At 67.0% G+C, this 17,329-nt stretch carries 11 protein-coding genes; 2 read left to right on the forward strand and 9 right to left on the reverse strand.

All coding sequences use genetic code 11. The features are described from left to right. Window positions 1-29: 29 nt before the first annotated feature. On the reverse strand, window positions 30-728 hold the full coding sequence (locus ACW176_RS16120; protein WP_492109860.1) for a pirin family protein: 699 nt from the start codon (window positions 726-728) through the stop codon (window positions 30-32). 135 nt (window positions 729-863) lie between these two features. On the opposite strand from ACW176_RS16120, the gene ACW176_RS16125 reads away from it, so the two are divergent. Further along, window positions 864-1,799 carry a LysR family transcriptional regulator gene (locus tag ACW176_RS16125; protein WP_492109861.1) on the forward strand — a complete coding sequence of 312 codons (936 nt, stop codon included), beginning with the start codon at window positions 864-866 and terminating at the stop codon, window positions 1,797-1,799. Here the strand turns inward: ACW176_RS16125 and ACW176_RS16130 are convergent. Both ACW176_RS16130 and ACW176_RS16135 read right to left on the reverse strand, forming a co-directional pair. Then, window positions 1,771-3,369 carry a beta strand repeat-containing protein gene (locus ACW176_RS16130; protein WP_492109862.1) on the reverse strand — a complete coding sequence of 533 codons (1,599 nt, stop codon included), beginning with the start codon at window positions 3,367-3,369 and terminating at the stop codon, window positions 1,771-1,773. The genes ACW176_RS16125 and ACW176_RS16130 overlap by 29 nt on opposite strands. A 153-nt stretch (window positions 3,370-3,522) precedes the next feature. Beyond that, entirely contained in the window at window positions 3,523-4,860 is a 1,338-nt protein-coding gene (locus tag ACW176_RS16135) for an Hsp70 family protein (protein ID WP_492109863.1), read from the reverse strand. A 114-nt stretch (window positions 4,861-4,974) separates the two neighbouring features. Between ACW176_RS16135 and ACW176_RS16140 the strand changes: the two genes are divergently transcribed. Continuing rightward, window positions 4,975-6,156 carry a BaiN/RdsA family NAD(P)/FAD-dependent oxidoreductase gene (locus ACW176_RS16140; RefSeq protein WP_492109864.1) on the forward strand — a complete coding sequence of 394 codons (1,182 nt, stop codon included), beginning with the start codon at window positions 4,975-4,977 and terminating at the stop codon, window positions 6,154-6,156. 146 nt (window positions 6,157-6,302) lie between these two features. Here the strand turns inward: ACW176_RS16140 and ACW176_RS16145 are convergent, their stop codons facing one another. From ACW176_RS16145 to ACW176_RS16170, 6 genes are all read right to left on the reverse strand, one after another. Beyond that, a complete protein-coding gene (locus ACW176_RS16145; RefSeq protein WP_492109865.1) occupies window positions 6,303-8,597 on the reverse strand; it encodes a DEAD/DEAH box helicase in 2,295 nt (764 codons plus the stop codon). A 294-nt stretch (window positions 8,598-8,891) separates the two neighbouring features. Further along, window positions 8,892-9,314: a hypothetical protein gene (locus ACW176_RS16150; protein WP_492109866.1), complete on the reverse strand. Its 423-nt coding sequence runs from the start codon at window positions 9,312-9,314 to the stop codon at window positions 8,892-8,894. A gap of 374 nt (window positions 9,315-9,688) precedes the next feature. Next, window positions 9,689-11,782, reverse strand: a complete 2,094-nt coding sequence (gene parE / locus ACW176_RS16155; protein WP_419316897.1) for a DNA topoisomerase IV subunit B — start codon at window positions 11,780-11,782, stop codon at window positions 9,689-9,691. 139 nt (window positions 11,783-11,921) lie between these two features. After that, window positions 11,922-13,274, reverse strand: coding sequence for an amidohydrolase family protein (locus tag ACW176_RS16160; RefSeq protein WP_492109867.1), 1,353 nt, complete (start codon window positions 13,272-13,274; stop codon window positions 11,922-11,924). Continuing rightward, window positions 13,274-14,743 (reverse strand): amidohydrolase, encoded by a 1,470-nt coding sequence (locus tag ACW176_RS16165; protein WP_419316895.1) that lies wholly within the window; start codon window positions 14,741-14,743, stop codon window positions 13,274-13,276. Before ACW176_RS16165 ends, ACW176_RS16160 begins: the two co-directional genes overlap by 1 nt. A 270-nt stretch (window positions 14,744-15,013) precedes the next feature. Then, window positions 15,014-17,197 carry a TonB-dependent receptor gene (locus tag ACW176_RS16170; RefSeq protein ID WP_492109868.1) on the reverse strand — a complete coding sequence of 728 codons (2,184 nt, stop codon included), beginning with the start codon at window positions 17,195-17,197 and terminating at the stop codon, window positions 15,014-15,016. Window positions 17,198-17,329 lie beyond the last annotated feature (132 nt).

Raw genomic sequence — 17,329 nt, forward strand, 5'->3', positions numbered from 1 at the left:
CGCCTGGGTCTTGAAGGAAACGGCCGCGCTTAGGCGGCGTCGACCAGCACCAGTTCGGCGTCTTCGAGGGCGGTGACCGTGATCACATCCTCGCCGGTGATGGCCGCGCCGTCGCGGGCGTCGAGTTGAACGCCGTTGACGGTGACCGAACCGACCGCCGGCACCAGATAGGCGTGACGGCTCTTGCCCAGGTCATAGGTGGTGCTTTCGCCGGCCTTCAGGGTGGCGCCCAGAACGCGGGCGTCGGTGCGGATCGGCAGAACGTCGCCGTCATTGTCAAAGCCGCTGGCCAGGGTCACGAACTTGCCCGAGCGGTCGCCCTTGGGGAAAGGCTTGGCGCCCCAGGACGGCGCGCCGCCCGTGCGGTTGGGCTCGATCCAGATCTGGAAGATCCGGGTGGCTTCGGATTCCAGATTGTATTCCGAGTGCCGGATGCCGGTGCCGGCGCTCATCACCTGGACGTCGCCCGCTTCGGTGCGGCCCGTATTGCCCAGATTGTCCTGGTGAGTGATCGCGCCGCTGCGAACATAGGTGATGATCTCCATGTCCGAGTGCGGGTGCGGCGGGAAGCCGGTATTGGGGGCGATCTCGTCGTCGTTCCACACTCGCAGGGCGCCCCAGTTCATGTTCCTGGGGTCGTAGTAGCTGGCGAAGGAAAAGTGATGCTTGGCCTTCAGCCAACCGTGGTCAGCGCCGCCCAGTGTGTCGAACTTCCTGCGATCGATCATGGCCTTAACTCCTGGAGCCCGGTCGCCGGGCTCGTTCTCGAAAAGCGCGCCGACATCGGCGCCGCTTGCTTGAGGAGAAGATAGCGATCAGCATTGATATCGAAATAGAAACTATCGAAACCTATTGTTTCCAAAATGAGCAATCTGCCTGATCTCGAGGGCCTGGCGATCTTCGCCAAGGTGGTGGAGCTACGGTCCTTCGCCGGGGCGGCAGAGGAACTGGGGCTGTCCAAGGCGACGGTCTCCAAGGCCATCACCCGACTGGAAACGCGGCTGGGTGCTCGATTGTTCAATCGCACCTCAAGGCGCCTGGCCCTGACCGACGCCGGCCAGAGCCTGGTCGAGCCGGCGACGCGCGTCCTGGTCCAGGGCGAGGCGGCCGAGAACGCGGCCATGGCCCAGTCGGCTGCGCCGCGCGGGCTGGTGCGTCTGGCGGTCCCGATGTCTTTTGGCCTGTCGGACGTCGCGCCGATCCTGCCGGAATTCCTGGCCGCCTATCCCGAGGTCTCGGTCGACCTACATCTCAGCGACGCCATGGTGGACCTGGTCGGCATGGGCTTCGACGCCGCGCTGCGCATTGCCGCCCTGCCGGATTCGTCGCTGGTGGCGCGGCGCCTGCGGTCGGTGAAGCGCTATGTGGTTGGCGCGCCCGGCTATCTGGCGCGGCGCGGCCGTCCGACCCATCCCGGCCACCTGGCCGAGCATTGCTGCCTCGGTTACGCCTACCTGCCGACGCCCGACACCTGGCGGTTCGTCAATGCGGCCGGGGAGGAGGCTTCTGTGCGTCCGGCCGGGCCGTTGAGGGTCAACAATGCCGACGCCCTGATGCCGGCGCTGCTGGCGGGGCAGGGGCTGGCGGTGCTGCCGGATTTCATCGCCGGCGCGGCCTTGGCCGATGGCCGGCTGGAAGCGGTGATGCCCGACTGGACCCCGCCACTCATCGCGCTGCATCTGGTCATGCCGCCTGGCGGCCCCCGGCCAGCCCGGGTCGAGGCGCTGACGGCCTTCCTGACCTCGGCGCTGGGCGCCAAGGGGCGGGGTTCTACAGGCTATCCACCTGGGCCGGGGTGAAGGCCCCGACCTGTAGCGGGCTCATCGCGGCGATATTGGTCGCCGAGAGCCAGTCCAGTTGGGTGACCGTCAGGCCGGGGACCTGGCTCGGGGTCAGATAGCCGACCTGGGTCGTGGTCAGCCCGCCGATCACCGTGGTCGACAGGGCCGAGACCTGGGTAGCGGTCAGGGCGCCGATCTGCGTGCCGTTCAGGCCATTGAAGTCGTCCAGGGTCAGGCTCCGCACCTGATAGGCCGTCAGGCCGCGCATCGCCGTGGCGCTGATCGAGCTGATCTGGGTGGTGTCCAGCGCCGCCAGGTTGGTCACCGACAGGGCGCCGATCTGCGAGGCGGCAAGGGCGCCGATCTGGGTGGCCGAGAACTCCCCGATATCGGTCGTGCTCAAGCCGCCGAGCTGGGTGGAGGTCAGGCCGCCCAGCTGGGTTGCGGACAGGCCCTGGACCTGGGTGGCGTTGAAGCCGGAGATGTTGCCGGTCGAGATCCCGCTGACCTGGCTCGCCGTCAGATCGGCGATCTGGGTCATCGACAGTTCGGCGAAATCGCCAGAGCCCAGGCCGCCCAACTGGGTTGCGGTCAGACCCGCGAACTGGGTGCTGCTGAGCGCTCCGATCTGGGTGCTGGTCAGGGCATTAAGGTTGGTCGTCGACAGGGCGCCCAGCTGCGAAGCCGTCAGTCCGCCAACCTGGGTCGCCGACAGCTCGGCGAAGTCGGTGGCGCTCAAGCTTCCGATCTGGGTGGTCGTCAGGCCGGCGATCTGGCTGGCGCTGAAGCCTGCCACCTGGGTTGCCGTCAGGGTCGAGAGGCCGGTGGCGTTGAGCCCGCCCAGCTGGGTGGCGTTCAGGGCGCCGACCTGGGTGTCGGACAGGCTCGAGACCTGGGTCCCGCTCAGGCCGGAGACCTGGGCGGCGGACAGGGCGCTGATCTGGGTGGTCGCCATCCCGTCCAGCTGCGGCGCGCTCAGAGCGCCGATCTGGCTGGCGGTCATGCCGCCAATCTGGGTCGTCGACAGGGCGGCCAGCTGCGCGGCGGCGAAGGCGGCGATGGCGACGGCCTCCAGGGCGCCGATCTGGCTGGCCGCGAGACCGCCGATCTGGCTGGCGGCCAGCTCGCCAATATCGGTTGTGCTGAGGCCCGCCATCTGGCTGGCCGTCAGGCCGGTCAGCTGGGTCACGTCCAGCGAGGCGACCTGGGTGGCGTTCAGGCCTGAGAAGCTGCTGGCCGACAGGGCGCCGACCTGGGTGGCGGTGAACACGTCCAGCTTCGCAGCGTCCAGGCTGGCCAGCTGGGTCGAGGTCAAGGCCCCGACCAGTTCGCCGCTGAAGGCCGCCAGCTGCTGGGCGTTGAAGGCCACGCCCGCGCCGAAGCTGGGAATCTGGGTCGCCGACAGGCCCTTGACCTGGGTGGCGGAGAGGGCTTCGACCTGGGTGGCGTCGAGCACGGCCACTGCCGAGGCGCTGATCGCCCCGACCTGGGTGCTGCTGAGCGTGGCGAGCTTGGTCGTCGACAGATCGTCAATGATCGTCGTCGGGAGCGCTGCGATCTGCGCGGCCGAGAGATATGAGATCGGCAAAGGGCTCGTCCTGACCGAAGGCTTGAGGCGGCCCTTGCTTCGACCCCGACCTCGTTTCGAAATGCTTAACCATCAGGCTAGGTGGAAAGCGAGATTCGGTCCACGTGACAAAACAGACCAGCCCAATCCTTGATTGACGGCCGGTCTGCCGCGTCAGGCGGCTGGTCTGGCGGTCGCTTGCATGGTCCAGAGGTCGAGGTCGGTCTCACGGGCAATCAGGGCCAGGCCCGAGGCGATCGACTCGAACTCTCCGCCGCTCTCGATGCGGTCGGCGGGGAACCGGCGGTGGAAGATGTCGCGCACCGCCGGCACGAACGAACTGCCGCCGGTCAGGAACACGCGGTCCACCTGGTCGGGCGCGAGGTTGGCGCGAGCCAGGGCCTGGTCGACCGCCTTTTCGATCGCTGTCAGCTCCGGGGCGATCCAGCCCTCGAAGGTGGTCCGTTCAACCTCATGTTCGATCAGGATCGTACCGGCCTCGAAGCGGAAGGTGGCCCGTTCGTGGGCCGACAGCGCCTCCTTCAGGGCCGAGACCGAGCGATAGAGGGCGTAGCCGTGATTGTCGTCCAGCACCTCGATCAGGCGGCTGATCTTCTCGGGTTCCATCGCCGTCTTTTCCAGCGATCGGATGTCGCGCATGTCGCGCGAAGCTCGCAGCAGGGCCAGCTGATCCCAGCGGGCGAAGGCGGTGTAGTAGCGCTGCGGGATCGGCAGGCGGTTGTCGAAGGCCTTGTACAGCGAGCCCTTGCCCAGGGCCGGCGAGACCAGCTGGTCGATGATCCGGTAGTCGAAGGCGTCGCCAGCCACGCCCACGCCGGAATGGCTAAGCGGGGTCGAGCGCAGCGTGCCGTCGGCCTCGCGCTCGAAGCGGACAAGGGAGAAGTCGCTGGTGCCGCCGCCGAAGTCGGCGACCAGCACGGTGGCGTCCTGCTTCAGCTGGCGCGCGAAGAAGAAGGCCGCGCCGACCGGCTCATAGGCATAGCGAATATCGGTGAAGCCCAGGCGCGCGAAGGCCGCCTCATAGCGCTGCAGGGCCAGGGTCTCATCAGGATTGCCACCGGCGAAGGTGACGGGTCGGCCGACGATGACGCGCGGCGGCAGCTTGGCCATGGCCTCGCCCGCGTGCTCGCGCACCTTCAGCAGGAAGGCGGCCAGCAGGTCCTCGAACAGATAGCGCTTGTTGAGGATGCGGGTCTCGGTGAAGGCGGCGCTGGCGGCAAAGCTCTTGAACGACTGAATGAACCGCGTTTCCAGCGGATCCTCCAGATAGGCCTCGATCGCCCAGGGCCCGGCCTCGACCACCCGCTCATTGGGCCTGCCGTCGTCGCCCTGCAGGGTGTGAAAGCTCAGCGCCGAGCGGAACGCGAACAGGTCGCCTTCGCCGGTCGGGAACCGCACCAGGCGCGCGGAGCCGTCGCCGTGCGTCATTGAGACGACGGTGTTGGTGGTGCCAAAATCGATGCCGATCGTCGGCGTAGCGACGGACGTCATTGGGTCAACCGGGCTCTGGGATGGGGGCGAGTTCGTAGCCGTTGCCAGACGCGGGTTCAAGGGTTAGCGCGGCGTTTGATTGACTTCCTCGGGCGGCTCCTATGGAAGGACGCGATGGAACAGTTCGATGTCTTGGTGATCGGAGCCGGCGCTGCCGGCATGATGTGCGCGATCGAGGCGGGCAAGCGCGGGCGTTCCGTGCTGGTCGTCGATCATGCCAAGGCCCCCGGCGAGAAGATCCGCATCAGCGGCGGCGGACGGTGCAACTTCACCAACATCCACGCCACGGCGGCCAATTTCCTGTCGGCCAATCCCAAGTTCTGTGTCTCGGCCCTGCGCCGCTATCGGCCGCGCGACTTCATCGCCCTGGTCGACAAATACGCTATTGCCTATCACGAGAAGACGCTGGGTCAGCTGTTCTGCGACGGCTCGGCGATGCAGATCATCACCATGCTGCTGACCGAGATGAAGGCCGCGCGCTGCGAACTGCGGCTGGAAACCGGCGTCGACCGTATCGCCAAGGTCGAGAGCGGGTATGAGCTGGCCCTGTCCAGCGGCGCCAATGTGCGCTGCCAGTCTCTGGTGGTGGCCTGCGGCGGCAAGTCGATCCCCAAGATGGGCGCGACGGGTCTGGGCTATGAGATCGCCAAACAGTTCGGGGTGGGCGTTGTCGAGACCCGCCCGGCGCTGGTGCCCCTGACCTTCGAGGTCAAGACGCTGGAACGCCTGGTCCCGCTGTCGGGCGTGGCCCTGGACGCCGTGGTCGCCCACGGCAAGACGAAGTTCCAGGAAGGCATGCTGTTCACCCACCGGGGCCTGTCGGGGCCCTCGATCCTGCAGATCTCGTCCTATTGGCGTGAGGGCGACGAGATCCGGGTCGACATGGCGCCGGGCATCGACGCCCTGGCCGCCCTGAAGGCGGCGCGCACCGCCACGCCGCGCCGGGCGGTCTCGACCGTGATGGCCACCCTGTTGCCGCAGCGCGTGGCCCAGATCGTCTCCGACGACGAGGGCGCGCAAGGCAATATCGCCGACTGTTCGGACAAGGTGCTGGGTCGTCTGGCTGCAGCGGTCAACGCCTGGACCTTCAAGCCGGTCGGCTCGGAAGGCTACCGCACGGCGGAAGTCACCCTGGGCGGGGTCGACACCAATGACCTGGACTCGCGCACCCTGCAGGCCAAGGAGGTTCCGGGCCTCTATTTCATCGGCGAGGTGGTGGATGTCACCGGCTGGCTAGGCGGCTTCAATTTCCAGTGGGCCTGGGCGTCGGGCTGGAGCGCCGGGCAGGCGGTCTAGAGCCCTATCGCCCTGACTTCGTCAGGTCGGGGCTCTAGCTCTTTGTTTTAACGCATTTGCTTCACGCGAACCGGCGTCCGCTTCGCTCGAAAATGCTCAGGGCGACCAAAGAAAAAGGCCTCTCCGAAGAGAGGCCTTTTCCATAACTACTTCTTCTTGAAGGGCTTGCCCGCCGGCTTGCCGCCATCGAAGCTCTTGGCCTTGAAGGGCTTGGGGCCCTTGAACGGCTTGGCGGGGCCCTCGCCGCGCGGCTTGGGCGTATAGGTGGTCTGCGGACCCGAAGCCTTTTCGCCGAACGCCTTGGGCGCGCCAAACGCCTTGGGCGCTGCGCCCGCGCGGGGCTTGAAGTCGCGCTTGGGACCGTCATCGCGGCCTTCGGTGCGCGGCTTGTAGGCGCGCTTGGCGCCGCCTTCGGAATCGCTCGGCGAGTAGGGACGCGGAGCATCGTCACGCGGCGCGCGCGGCTTGAAGTCGCGCGGAGCATCGTCGCGCTTGAACTCGGTGCGCGGCTTGAAGTCACGCGGCGCGGCGTTGTCGCGGTCGCGAGGCGGGCGGGCCTTGTAGTCGCCCTTGGGCTCTTCGCCCTTGCCGTAAGGCTTGGCGGTGCTGAAGCCGTCGTCGCCGTAGGTCGAGGGACGCGGGGTGTGGTCGCGCGAGCCCGGCGCATTGGCGCGCGGGGCGCGGGGAGCGTCGTCGCGGGGGGGGCGCGGCTTGTATTCACGCGGCGCGTCGTCGTCGCGAGGCGGACGCGGCGCATATTCCTTGCGCGGACCGCTGTCGCGCGCGGCCGGAGCCGCCGTCGGGGTGATGGCGACGTCGTCACGGACGGTGGCTTGAACCGCCGCGCCGAACTTTACCGCCGCTTCGGCCGAGATCTCGAACTTGGTGTCGTAGTCGAAGATCCGGATCGAGCCGATATCCTTCTTGGTCACGTGACCCAGGCGGCAGATCAGCGGGATCAGCCACTTGGGGTCGGCGTTGTTGCGACGGCCGGTGTTGAGACGGAACCACTCGGCGCCGTTCATGTCGCTGCGCGGTTCGCGCTCGGGACGGTCACCGCCGAAGTCGCGTTGTTCGCCGCCAAATTCACGCGGCTCGCGGCTGCGCGGGCCCGGATCGGCGCCGTGGCGCGGGTCGTCATAGATTTCTTCGGGGGCCGGCAGCTTGGCGCGGCGGGTGCGGATCAGGGCCGAGGCCAGTTCCAGCGGCGTGCGCTTTTCCAGCATCACTTCAGCCAGGGCCGCGTCTTCCTCGGTCGAGACCTCGGAGAAGATCGGATCGTCCAGCAGGCGTTCGGTGTCCTTGACGCGGATCTCGTCGGCGGTCGGGGCGCCGCCCCAATGGCCTTCGACGCCGGCGGCCATCAGCAGCTGCTCGGCCTTGCGGCGACGGGTGTAGGGCACGACCAGGGCGCTGACGCCCTTCTTGCCGGCCCGGCCGGTGCGGCCCGAACGGTGCAGCAGGGTGGCCTTGTTGACCGGCAGTTCGGCGTGGATGACCAGGCCGAGGTCTGGCAGGTCGAGACCGCGCGCGGCGACGTCGGTTGCGACGCAGACGCGGGCATGGCCGTCGCGCAGGGCTTGCAGGGCGTCGGCGCGTTCACGTTGCGACAGCTCGCCCGACAGGCCGACCACGGCGAAGCCGCGCTCGCGCAGCTTGCTGTGCATGGCGCGGACGCTTTCGCGGGTGTTGCAGAACACCAGGGCGCCGGGGCTTTCGAAATAGCGCAACAGGTTGACGATCGCGTGCTCGATCTCGTTGGGCGCGACCCGCACGGCGCGATATTCGATATCGCGGTGCGGTTCGTTGCGGCCGACGGTGTCGATGCGCAGGGCGTCGTTCTGATAGCTTTTGGCCAGCTGCACGATCTCGCGCGCCAGGGTGGCGGAGAACAGCAGGGTGCGGCGCTCGGCCGGGGCGGCGTCGAGGATGAATTCCAGGTCTTCGCGGAAGCCCATGTCGAGCATCTCGTCGGCCTCGTCGAGGACGGCGACCTTCAGCTCAGACAGGTCCAGGTGGCCGCGCTCGATGTGGTCGCGCAGACGGCCGGGGGTGCCGACCACGATGTGGGCGCCCCAGTTCAGGGCACGCTGCTCGCGGCGCGCATCCATGCCGCCCACGCAGTTGACGACCACGGCGCCGGCGTCGGCGTACAGCCACGTCAGCTCGCGATTGACCTGGATGGCCAGTTCGCGGGTCGGGGCGATGACCAGGCACATCGGCGGGCCGGCCTTGGAGAACTTTTCGGCGTCGCCCAGCAGGGTGGTGGCGGCGGCCAGGCCGAAGGCCACGGTCTTGCCCGAGCCGGTCTGGGCGCTGACCAGCAGGTCGCGGCCGACGGCTTCTTCTTCCAGGACAGCAGCCTGGACGGGGGTGGGCTCAGCATAACCCTGAGCAGCTAGTGCCCGCTCAAGAGCGGGGTGGGAGGCGGGGAAGGGCATATAGGTCCAATTCGGTTCAAGCGGACGGCACACACACACGTGCGGCCCGCGCCACGACCAAATACGACCCCCAAATGGACCGTGTTCTTGGTCTTATCTCGTGAAATATAGACCCTTTTGGCCGCCTTGCCGATGAGGCGCGGGCGAAAAGGGGTCTGCGGGCCGCTTTAGGAGGCTAAATTGGTCGGGATTGCAAGGGCGCCCCGGAAATTCCCACCGTGTGCGGCGGATTCGCCGCAGGGGCGAGGGCAGGGCGCGAGCGCGGAACCGAGCCGCCCCGCGCCCTTTCGACGTCTATTCTGCGGCGGTGAGGCCGTGCGAACGCGGCTTGGCCAGTTCACGGCAGACCACGGCCGAGAAGGTCGCCAGCAGGCCCAGGACCATCAGGAACAGCATTTCAGCCAACCCCGGCGCTAGCACCGTCAGCGACGGAACGACCGGGCTGTTGGCGATCCCGACGGCGCCGGCCAGCAGGGTGAACAGGGCGGCCGCACCCGCCAGCAGCGGCGCGCCCTTGGCCAGGGCCGAGAGGGCAGCCGGACGACGCAGGGCAAGCAGCACGGGTGCGGCGACGAAGGCGGCCGCCAGCAGCAGGATGATCAACTGCACCGGCGCGGCGGCGTTTCCGAATACGTCGCCCACGGTCAGGCGGTCGGCGGCGAGGGCGGGCGTGGCGAGCAGCAGCAGCGCGGCGGCTGAAAGAACGACAGGGCGCATGGATATCTCCTCCGGTTTACGATCGTAAGATCGCTGGAGAATTACGCTAGTAAACTTTGGAGTCAACTGCGGCGCATCGGCCGGCGGACGGCCAGTCCTGGACAAGCCGCGATGGTCAGCATGTGACCACGGGGATCAATGATCCTTCTCCCCTTGCGGGAGAAGGTGGCGCGCGGCGCCAGATGAGGAGTCGATAGACCTGTCGGCAGCGGCGCACGGCATTGCCAGACAAGGCTTTCAGGCCGGTGCGACCTCGTAGCGGCTCCCCCTCTGGGGGAGCTGTCGCGGAGCGACTGAGGGGGCTCATGCGGCTTAGGCCAAGCTGCCCCCCTCCGGCCCTTCAGGCCACCTCCCCCGGAGGGGGAGGATCTCGATCAGACGTCCAGATCCGCCACTGCGAACTCGGCGTTCTCCTGGATGAACCGGAACCGCAGCTCGGGCTTGCGCCCCATCAGGGTCTCGACCAGCGACTCAACCGCTTCTTCCGAACGCGGCAGGGTCACCCGCGCCAGGGTGCGAACGGCGGGGTCCATGGTGGTTTCCTTCAGCTGGGCGGCCATCATCTCGCCCAGGCCCTTGAAGCGGCCGATCTCGGGCTTCTTGCCCTTGAACATCGTGGCCAGCAGCTCGTCCTTGTGGGCGTCGTCGCGGGCATAGGCGCTCTTGCCGCCGTGGCTGATGCGGTAGAGCGGCGGCAGGGCCAGGAACAGGTGCCCGCCCCGGATCAGCTCGGGCATGGTGCGGTAGAAGAAGGTGATCAGCAGCGAGGCGATGTGGGCGCCGTCGACGTCGGCGTCGGTCATGATGATGATCCGCTCGTAGCGCAGATCTTCCTCGCGATACTTGTTGCCGCCCTGGGCGCCCAGGGCCAGCATCAGGTCCGACAGCTCCTTGTTGGCGCTCATCTTCTCGCCGGTGGCCGAGGCGACATTGAGGATCTTGCCACGCAGGGGCAGGATCGCCTGGTTCTTGCGGTTGCGGGCCTGTTTGGCCGAGCCACCGGCGCTGTCGCCTTCGACGATGAACAGCTCGGCGCCGTCAACCGCGCCGCCGGCGCAGTCGGCCAGCTTGCCGGGCAGGCGCAGCTTGCGGGTCGCCGAGGCGCGGGAGACTTCCTTGTCCTTGCGGCGCTTGAGGCGTTCCTCGGCGCGCTCGACGACGAAATCAAGCAGGGCCTGGGCGCTCTTGGGCGAGGCGGTCAGCCAGTGGTCGAACGGGTCGCGAAGCGCCGCTTCCACGAAGCGCTGGGCTTCGGAGGAGGACAGTTTTTCCTTGGTCTGACCCTGGAATTCCGGGTTGCGGATGAACACCGAGATCAGGGCGCCGGCCTGGGCGATGACGTCGTCGGCGGTGATGATCGCCGCCCGCTTCTCGCCCTTGAGTTCGGCATAGGCCTTGAGGCCCCGGGTCAGGGCGGCGCGCAGGCCGCTCTCATGGGTGCCGCCCTCGGGGGTGGGCACGGTGTTGCAGTAGGACTGCATGAAGCCGTCATGCTCGCCGAAACCACGCGGGGTCCAGGCGATGGCCCATTCGACCGCGCCGGCCTCGCCCTGGCGCTCGATGCGGCCAGCGAAGCTTTCGGGGGTGACGGTTTCCAGGCCCTTGGTGCGCTCGGCCAGGAAGTCGGCCAGGCCGTTGGGGAAGTGGAAGACGGCCTCGGCAGGGGTCTGGTCCTGAATGCGCTCAGCGGCGCAGGACCATTTGATCTGCACGCCGCGGAACAGATAGGCCTTGGAGCGAGCCATGCGGTAGAGGCGCGCCGGCTTGAAATTGGTTCCTTCGCCGAAGATCTCGTCGTCGGGCTTGAAGCGCACCATGGTGCCGCGCTTCTTGCTGGGGCCGATCTTCTCGACCGGACCCAGCGGCTTGCCGCGCGAAAAGGTCTGCAGGTGCTCGAACCCGTCACGCCAGACGGTGACCTCGACCAGCTCCGACAGGGCGTTGACGACGCTGGCGCCGACGCCGTGCAGGCCGCCGGAGGTCTCATAGGCCTTGCCGCTGAACTTACCGCCGGCGTGCAGGACGGTCATGATGACCTCCAGCGCCGACTTGCCGGGGTGCTTGGGGTGCGGGTCGACCGGCATGCCCCGGCCGTCGTCCTTGACCGACAGGAAGCCGTCGGCGTCGAGCTTGACCTCGATGGTCTTAGCGAAGCCGGCTACGGCCTCGTCCATCGAGTTGTCCAGCACCTCGGCGAACAGGTGGTGCAGCGCCCGCTCGTCGGTGCCGCCGATGTACATGCCGGGCCGCTTGCGCACCGGCTCCAGGCCTTCCAGCACCTCGATGTCGCTGGCGGTATAGCCGCTCGAGGACAGGGCCGACGCCGGGCTGGCCGATGGCGGCGGCGGCGCGGCGGCGCGAGCAGGGGCCTCGACATGAGGCTCCCGGGCCGGCAGCGGCGCGGCGGGCGGCGGCGCCAGGGCGTCGTCGAACAGGGAAAGCGGGGGCAGGTCGTCTTTGGCGGACATTACGGGAACATGCGTCGATTCTGTGGAAGCCCCGTATGGGCTTCCAGGAGTCCGGTGAAAAGAGGCGTGTCGTCGCGGGTGGCGAAATCGTTGGGGAGGGAAGTCCTCCCCCGTTTCAGGGGGAGGACCCTTACAGTCCCTAGCGGTAAGCCACCGGCAGGCCGTTGTCGGGCGCCGCATAGCGGTCGCGCAGCTGGGTCTGGCGGCTGTCCTTCGGCTGCTCGACGCCGGCGATGAACACCTTGTCGGCCCAGCTGGTGGTTTCCAGAGGATCACCGGTCCACAGGACGATGTCGGCGGCCTTGCCAACTTCAAGCGAGCCGATCTTGCCGTCCATGCCCCAGATCTTCGCGGGGTTCAGCGTCACCGAGGCCAGGCCTGCCGCGTAGGGCAGGCCGTTGGCCACCGCGAGGCCGGCGTTGAGGCGTTCCTGACGCAGGTTGTTGAAGTCCCGCGCGCCGTTGATCGCCACCATGACGCCGGCGGCATTGAGCCGGGCGGCGTTGTCGAGGCGCGCGCCCAGGGTCTCGAAGCTGTCGGGCAGGTCGGCCTGGGTGTCGATGATCACGGGAACGCCGGCCTTGGCGATCTCGGCCGCCACGACCCAGCCTTCCTCGGCGCCTTCCAGGATGATCTTGATCTTCTCCTCGGCCGCCAGCTTGAGCGCCAGGCGGATGTCGGAAGCGCGGTGGACGCGGACCAGTAGCGGGGTCTTGCCCTGCACGACCGGGACCAGGGCCTGGAGGTCCAGACGCGAGAGGCCGTAGTCGCGGGTCGCGCCCTGTTCGAAGGCGGCGCGGTTGCGGGCGAAGGCGCGGGCGTCTTCCAGGGCCGACTTGATCAGCACGATCACGGCGCCGCGCGAACCGCCGGCCGCGCGGGCCCCGGATTCGCCCAGCGAGACCGTGACGGCCAGCCTGGAGGCCTCAACAACATCCGGATCGCCGGCCTGCAGACGGACGAACGCCGCCTGGCCGCCGAACAGGGGCGGATCGCCCGAACCGGAAGCGCCGGCCGTCATCTCCTCCACGACACCGTCGTCGGCATGCTCGTGAGCGCCGCCGCCGGTTCCCGACAGCACGGGGGTCACGGCCGAGGCGGTAACGCCGCCGTCGCGGGCCAGGCCTATCATCGGCGAGGCCGGATTAACGCTGTAGGCGATGTCGAAGGCCGCCGACAGCGCCGTGCCGGTGCCGTCGTCGCGGGTCTCCTTGACGCCGCCGATCTCGGAGGCGGTCAGGTTGGACGACGGCGCGATCAGGCCGGGGGTAACTACCCCGCCCTTGGCGTCAATGACGGTCGCCCCGGCTGGAGCGGTGACGCCCGCGCCCAGAGCGACGATCTTGCCGTCCCGCAGGACGATCGTGCCCGAGGCGATGGCCGGTCCGCTGATCGGCTCAAGCCGGGCGTTGGTGATGGCGATGGTCTGGGCCGTGGCCGGGGCGGCCAGGGCCGCGAAGGCGGCGCCTGTCAGGAGGAAGGACCGGATCATCAGTTGAACGCTCCCTGGCCGGTTTGGCCAAGCTCGAAGTCGGACTTGGGCTGGTAGCGAGGATCATGACGATCATATGTCAGGGCGCCGTCGACATAGACCTTCTCGGCCAGGGCATAGACGCTGAACGGATCGCGGCTCCACAGCACCAGGTCGGCGGCCTTGCCGGGCTCGATCGCGCCGGTCTTGTCACCGATGCCCATGGCCTTGGCCGGATTGGCGGTGATCCACTTGATCGCCTCGGCGCGCGTGATGCCGTAGCCAAGACGGTTGCCGGCCGTCATGGCGAGGGCCGCTTCCTGGTTCAGGCGCTGGGTCATGATCGGATCGTCGGAGTGGATGACGACGCAGGCGCCGGCCTTCCAGAGGATGGCGGCATTGGAATCGATGCCGTCCAGGCTTTCCATCTTGAAGCCGGTCCACGACGCCCAGGTGGCCGAGCAGATGTCTTCCTTGGCCAGCAGAGCGCCCACCTTGTAGGACTCGATGGCGTGGTGGAACATCGTGATCTTGTAGCCAAACTCCCTGGCGATATCGATCATCACCGCCATTTCGTCGCCGCGATAGCAGTGGTTCTGGACCAGGATCTCGCCCTTCAGAACACCAGCCAGGGTCTCGAGCTTCAGGTCGCGCTTGGGCGGATCAGCCTTCTCGCCCTTCTCTTTCTTTCCGCGATAGTCGTCCCATTTGCGGGCGTAGTCGGCGGCGTCGATCCAGGCCGCGCGGAAGCCGGCCACGTTGCCCATCGCTGTCGCCGGCGCGCGGCTCTTGCTGCCATACACGCGCTTGGGGTTCTCGCCGCAGGCCATTTTCAGGCCGTAGGGCGCGCCGGGAAATTTCATGCCCTGCATGGTGGTCGAGGGCACGTTTTTCAGCGTCACCGAGCGACCGCCAAACAGGTTGGCCGAGCCGGGAAGGATCTGCAGCGTGGTCACGCCGCCGGCCCGCGCCCGGTTGAAGCCGGGATCCTGAGGCCAGACAGAGTGCTCGGACCAGACCTGTGAGGTATTGGGATCGGTCGCTTCGTTGCCATCCGACCTGGCCTGGACGCCAGGCGAGGGATAGACGCCCAGGTGGCTGTGGGCGTCGATGATGCCGGGGGTCAGCCATTTGCCCTTGGCGTCAATGACCGCGACATCGGCCGGGATCGGCGTTTCAGGGCCGCCGACCGAGATGATCTTGCCGCCGGAGACGAACACGACGCCGTTCTCGATCTGCTGGCCGGTCGCCGTCAGCACCGTCGCGCCGACGATCGCCGTGGCCCGCGAGGGCAGGGGCATGTAGGTCGATGGGAAGCCCGAGGAGGTCGAGCCGTCCAGCCCCTTGGGCAACGGCTTGTTCTCAACTTTTTCGGCCGGCTTGGCCGTCGTTCCGCCGGGCTTGGCGCCGGCTCCGCTCGTGGTCGCGCAGGCCGAAAGACCCAGCGCGAGCAAGCTTACGGCCGCAGCCGTGTGACGCCATCCCATCATGAAAAACCCCGACTCTCGAACAGGCGGGCAGGACAGACGAAAAATCTATCCCAAGCAAGAGAGGCGGCGCCCCGTATCGCCGGAACTGCGAAAATTGTCTGTCGTCGGACGCGGGTCGCGTCATCAGGCGCTGGGTTCGACGAACATGACGGGCTTTGGACAACGCTGCGAGACCGTGCCCGTCATCTGTGTCGATCGTCTCAGGGCCTAACCATGAAAAAGGGCCGCGGATTGCTCCGCGGCCCTGGTCGTTCCCAATGAAGGGTTCGACTACATCTTCACGTTCAGCGACACGCCGATGACGCGCGGTTCGTTGACGAAGGCGGTGTTGTTATTGAAGTCGATCGCGCCTTTGAGGTTATCCTCGTCGGTGATGTTGCGGGCAAACACCGCAGCTTCCCACGCGCCGTCCAGCTTGGCGTAGCCGAGCTTCAGGCCGCCTTCGAAGTCGCCCTTGCTGTAGAACTCCTTGGATTCATAGAGGAAGAAGTTCGTCATGCCCTGCACCTTCCAGTCGGTGTAGGCAAACAGCTCGCCATCGGCGCCAAAGGGCACGCTGTAGCGGGCCGTGACGTCAAAGGTGTATTCCGGAGCGTTGGGGAAGGGGTTGCCGTTGATCAGGGCCTGACCCTTCGCGTTCAGCGGATCAGTGACCGTGCACTGCGCGCACGTGGCCGTCGCCAGGGTCGAGTCCTTGATCTCCGTCTTGGCGTAGCTGTAGCCAGCCGTCAGGACGAGGTTTTCGGTGACCACAAACTCGCCGTCCAGTTCGATGCCATAGGCCTCGCCCTTCTTGGCGTTGATCAGGCGGTTGGAGTTGGAGCCACCGCCGACGGCGCTGAATTGCGGATCATCGATCGTGTAGGTGAACAGCGCGCCGTTCAGACGGACGCGGCGGTCCATCAGTTCGCTCTTCAGGCCGACTTCATAGGACATGATGGTTTCGGACTGGGCGACCGAGGCCGGCGAGAAGAAGGCGATGTCGCGGCCCTGGATCGACGGACCGCGGAAGCCCGAGGCGACCTTGCCGTAGACGCTGACATTCTCGGCGACGTCGTAAAACGCGCTGAGGTCCCAGCTGACCTTCTCGTCGGAGACCGACACCGGCGCGACGGGATTGGGGCCAGAAATGACCCGCATGTCCTTTTCATCGCTGGTGTAGCGCAGGCCGCCAGTCAGGGTGAAGGCTTCGGTGACATCATATGAGGCCTGGCCGAACACGGCCCACGACTTGTTGTTCTGCTCCAGCGTGGTCGCAGGGGCAAAACCCGGATCCGTGCGGATCTGATAGCTGGAGTCGAAGTAGAAGCCGCCGACCTGCCAGCTCAGCGGGCCATCGGTGTCGCTGGCCAGGCGCAGTTCCTGAGTGATCTGGTCCAGCTGCTTGATGCCATCGGTGCTTTCCGAGGGGAACGGGATGAAGCCCGGGCCCGTCAGATTGCCGCCGTCGATATCGCCACGGCTTGAACCATGGGTCTCTTCGTAGGCGGTGATCGAGGTCAGGGTGACGTCACCGAAGTCGTAGCCGATGTTGGCCGAAGTGCCCCAGCCCTTGTACTTCTGGGGGTTGCCCGCGCCGGCGTCGAAATAGACCGTCTTGCGGTCATAGTTGGCGTTGAGCTTGTTGGAGCCCTTGGTCAGGACGTTGGCGCGGAACGTGGCCGACGTGCCGTCGAGGTCGCGGCCGTGAACGTTGAACAGGGCCGAGAACGCCTCGGTCGGCGTGAACAGCACCTGCAGGCGCGCCGCCTTTTCGTCGAAGCCGCCCAGGGCGTCCTTCTTCTTCGTGAAGGCGTTGTTGATGTAGTCGTCGCGATGCTGGACCAGCACCGAAGCGCGCGCCGAAACCTTGCCAGGAATCAGCGCCCCACCGAAGCCGCCGTCGAGGGTGAGGGTGTTGAAGCTGCCGTAAGAGACCGCCGCGCGGGCCTTGGCGTCTTCACTCGGCTTGATGGAGTCAAACTTGACGATGCCGGCCGTGGTGTTGCGGCCAAACAGCGTGCCTTGGGGGCCGCGCAGGACTTCGACTTGCTCGATGTCGTAAATCGGCGAGCTCTTCAGCACCACATTTTCCAGCACCACGTCGTCCTGGATGATCGAGACCGGCTGCGAGGCGGCCAGGTCGAAATCAGCGTTGCCCAGACCGCGGATGTAGAAACGCGGTGCGGCGCGGCCGTTGGAGGATTCAGCGTACAGGCCTGGAGCCTTGGCCGAGAGGGCCAGGATGTCGTCGCCAGCGGCGAAGGTCGATTGCAGGCGCTCGCCGGCAAGGGCGGTTACCGAAACCGGCACGTCCTGCAGGTTTTCGCTGCGCTTCTGGGCGGTGACGATCACTTCGCCGACTTGGGTTTCCTGGGCCAGGACGGCCGGGGCGGTGGCGATGGCCATGCTGAGCGCGGCGAAACCGCAAGACAGGCGCAGGGCGCGGCGAAGGAGGTGGCTGGAGGTGTGCATGGAGAGATCCTGTGCTGACCAAGCTTGATGACGCCGACTCTGTCGGTGGGCGTTCACGTCGCTTCCGTTTGCGCTGCGTTAAGCCCAGTTGACGCTTCAGCGATATCGTTCGCTACGGGATTTCGCCCACTT

The sequence above is a fragment of the Caulobacter sp. FV1ye13L genome, assembly GCF_058681155.1.

What these genes read in the sequence shown, in the direction of transcription:
- ACW176_RS16120 (WP_492109860.1), bottom strand. Translation starts at nt 728, where the DNA reads ATGATCGATCGCAGGAAGTTCGACACACTGGGCGGCGCTGACCACGGT.
- ACW176_RS16135 (WP_492109863.1), bottom strand. Translation starts at nt 4,860, where the DNA reads ATGACGTCCGTCGCTACGCCGACGATCGGCATCGATTTTGGCACCACC.
- ACW176_RS16125 (WP_492109861.1), top strand. Translation starts at nt 864, where the DNA reads ATGAGCAATCTGCCTGATCTCGAGGGCCTGGCGATCTTCGCCAAGGTG.
- ACW176_RS16160 (WP_492109867.1), bottom strand. Translation starts at nt 13,274, where the DNA reads ATGATCCGGTCCTTCCTCCTGACAGGCGCCGCCTTCGCGGCCCTGGCC.
- ACW176_RS16145 (WP_492109865.1), bottom strand. Translation starts at nt 8,597, where the DNA reads ATGCCCTTCCCCGCCTCCCACCCCGCTCTTGAGCGGGCACTAGCTGCT.
- ACW176_RS16150 (WP_492109866.1), bottom strand. Translation starts at nt 9,314, where the DNA reads ATGCGCCCTGTCGTTCTTTCAGCCGCCGCGCTGCTGCTGCTCGCCACG.
- ACW176_RS16165 (WP_419316895.1), bottom strand. Translation starts at nt 14,743, where the DNA reads ATGATGGGATGGCGTCACACGGCTGCGGCCGTAAGCTTGCTCGCGCTG.
- parE (WP_419316897.1), bottom strand. Translation starts at nt 11,782, where the DNA reads ATGTCCGCCAAAGACGACCTGCCCCCGCTTTCCCTGTTCGACGACGCC.
- ACW176_RS16170 (WP_492109868.1), bottom strand. Translation starts at nt 17,197, where the DNA reads ATGCACACCTCCAGCCACCTCCTTCGCCGCGCCCTGCGCCTGTCTTGC.
- ACW176_RS16140 (WP_492109864.1), top strand. Translation starts at nt 4,975, where the DNA reads ATGGAACAGTTCGATGTCTTGGTGATCGGAGCCGGCGCTGCCGGCATG.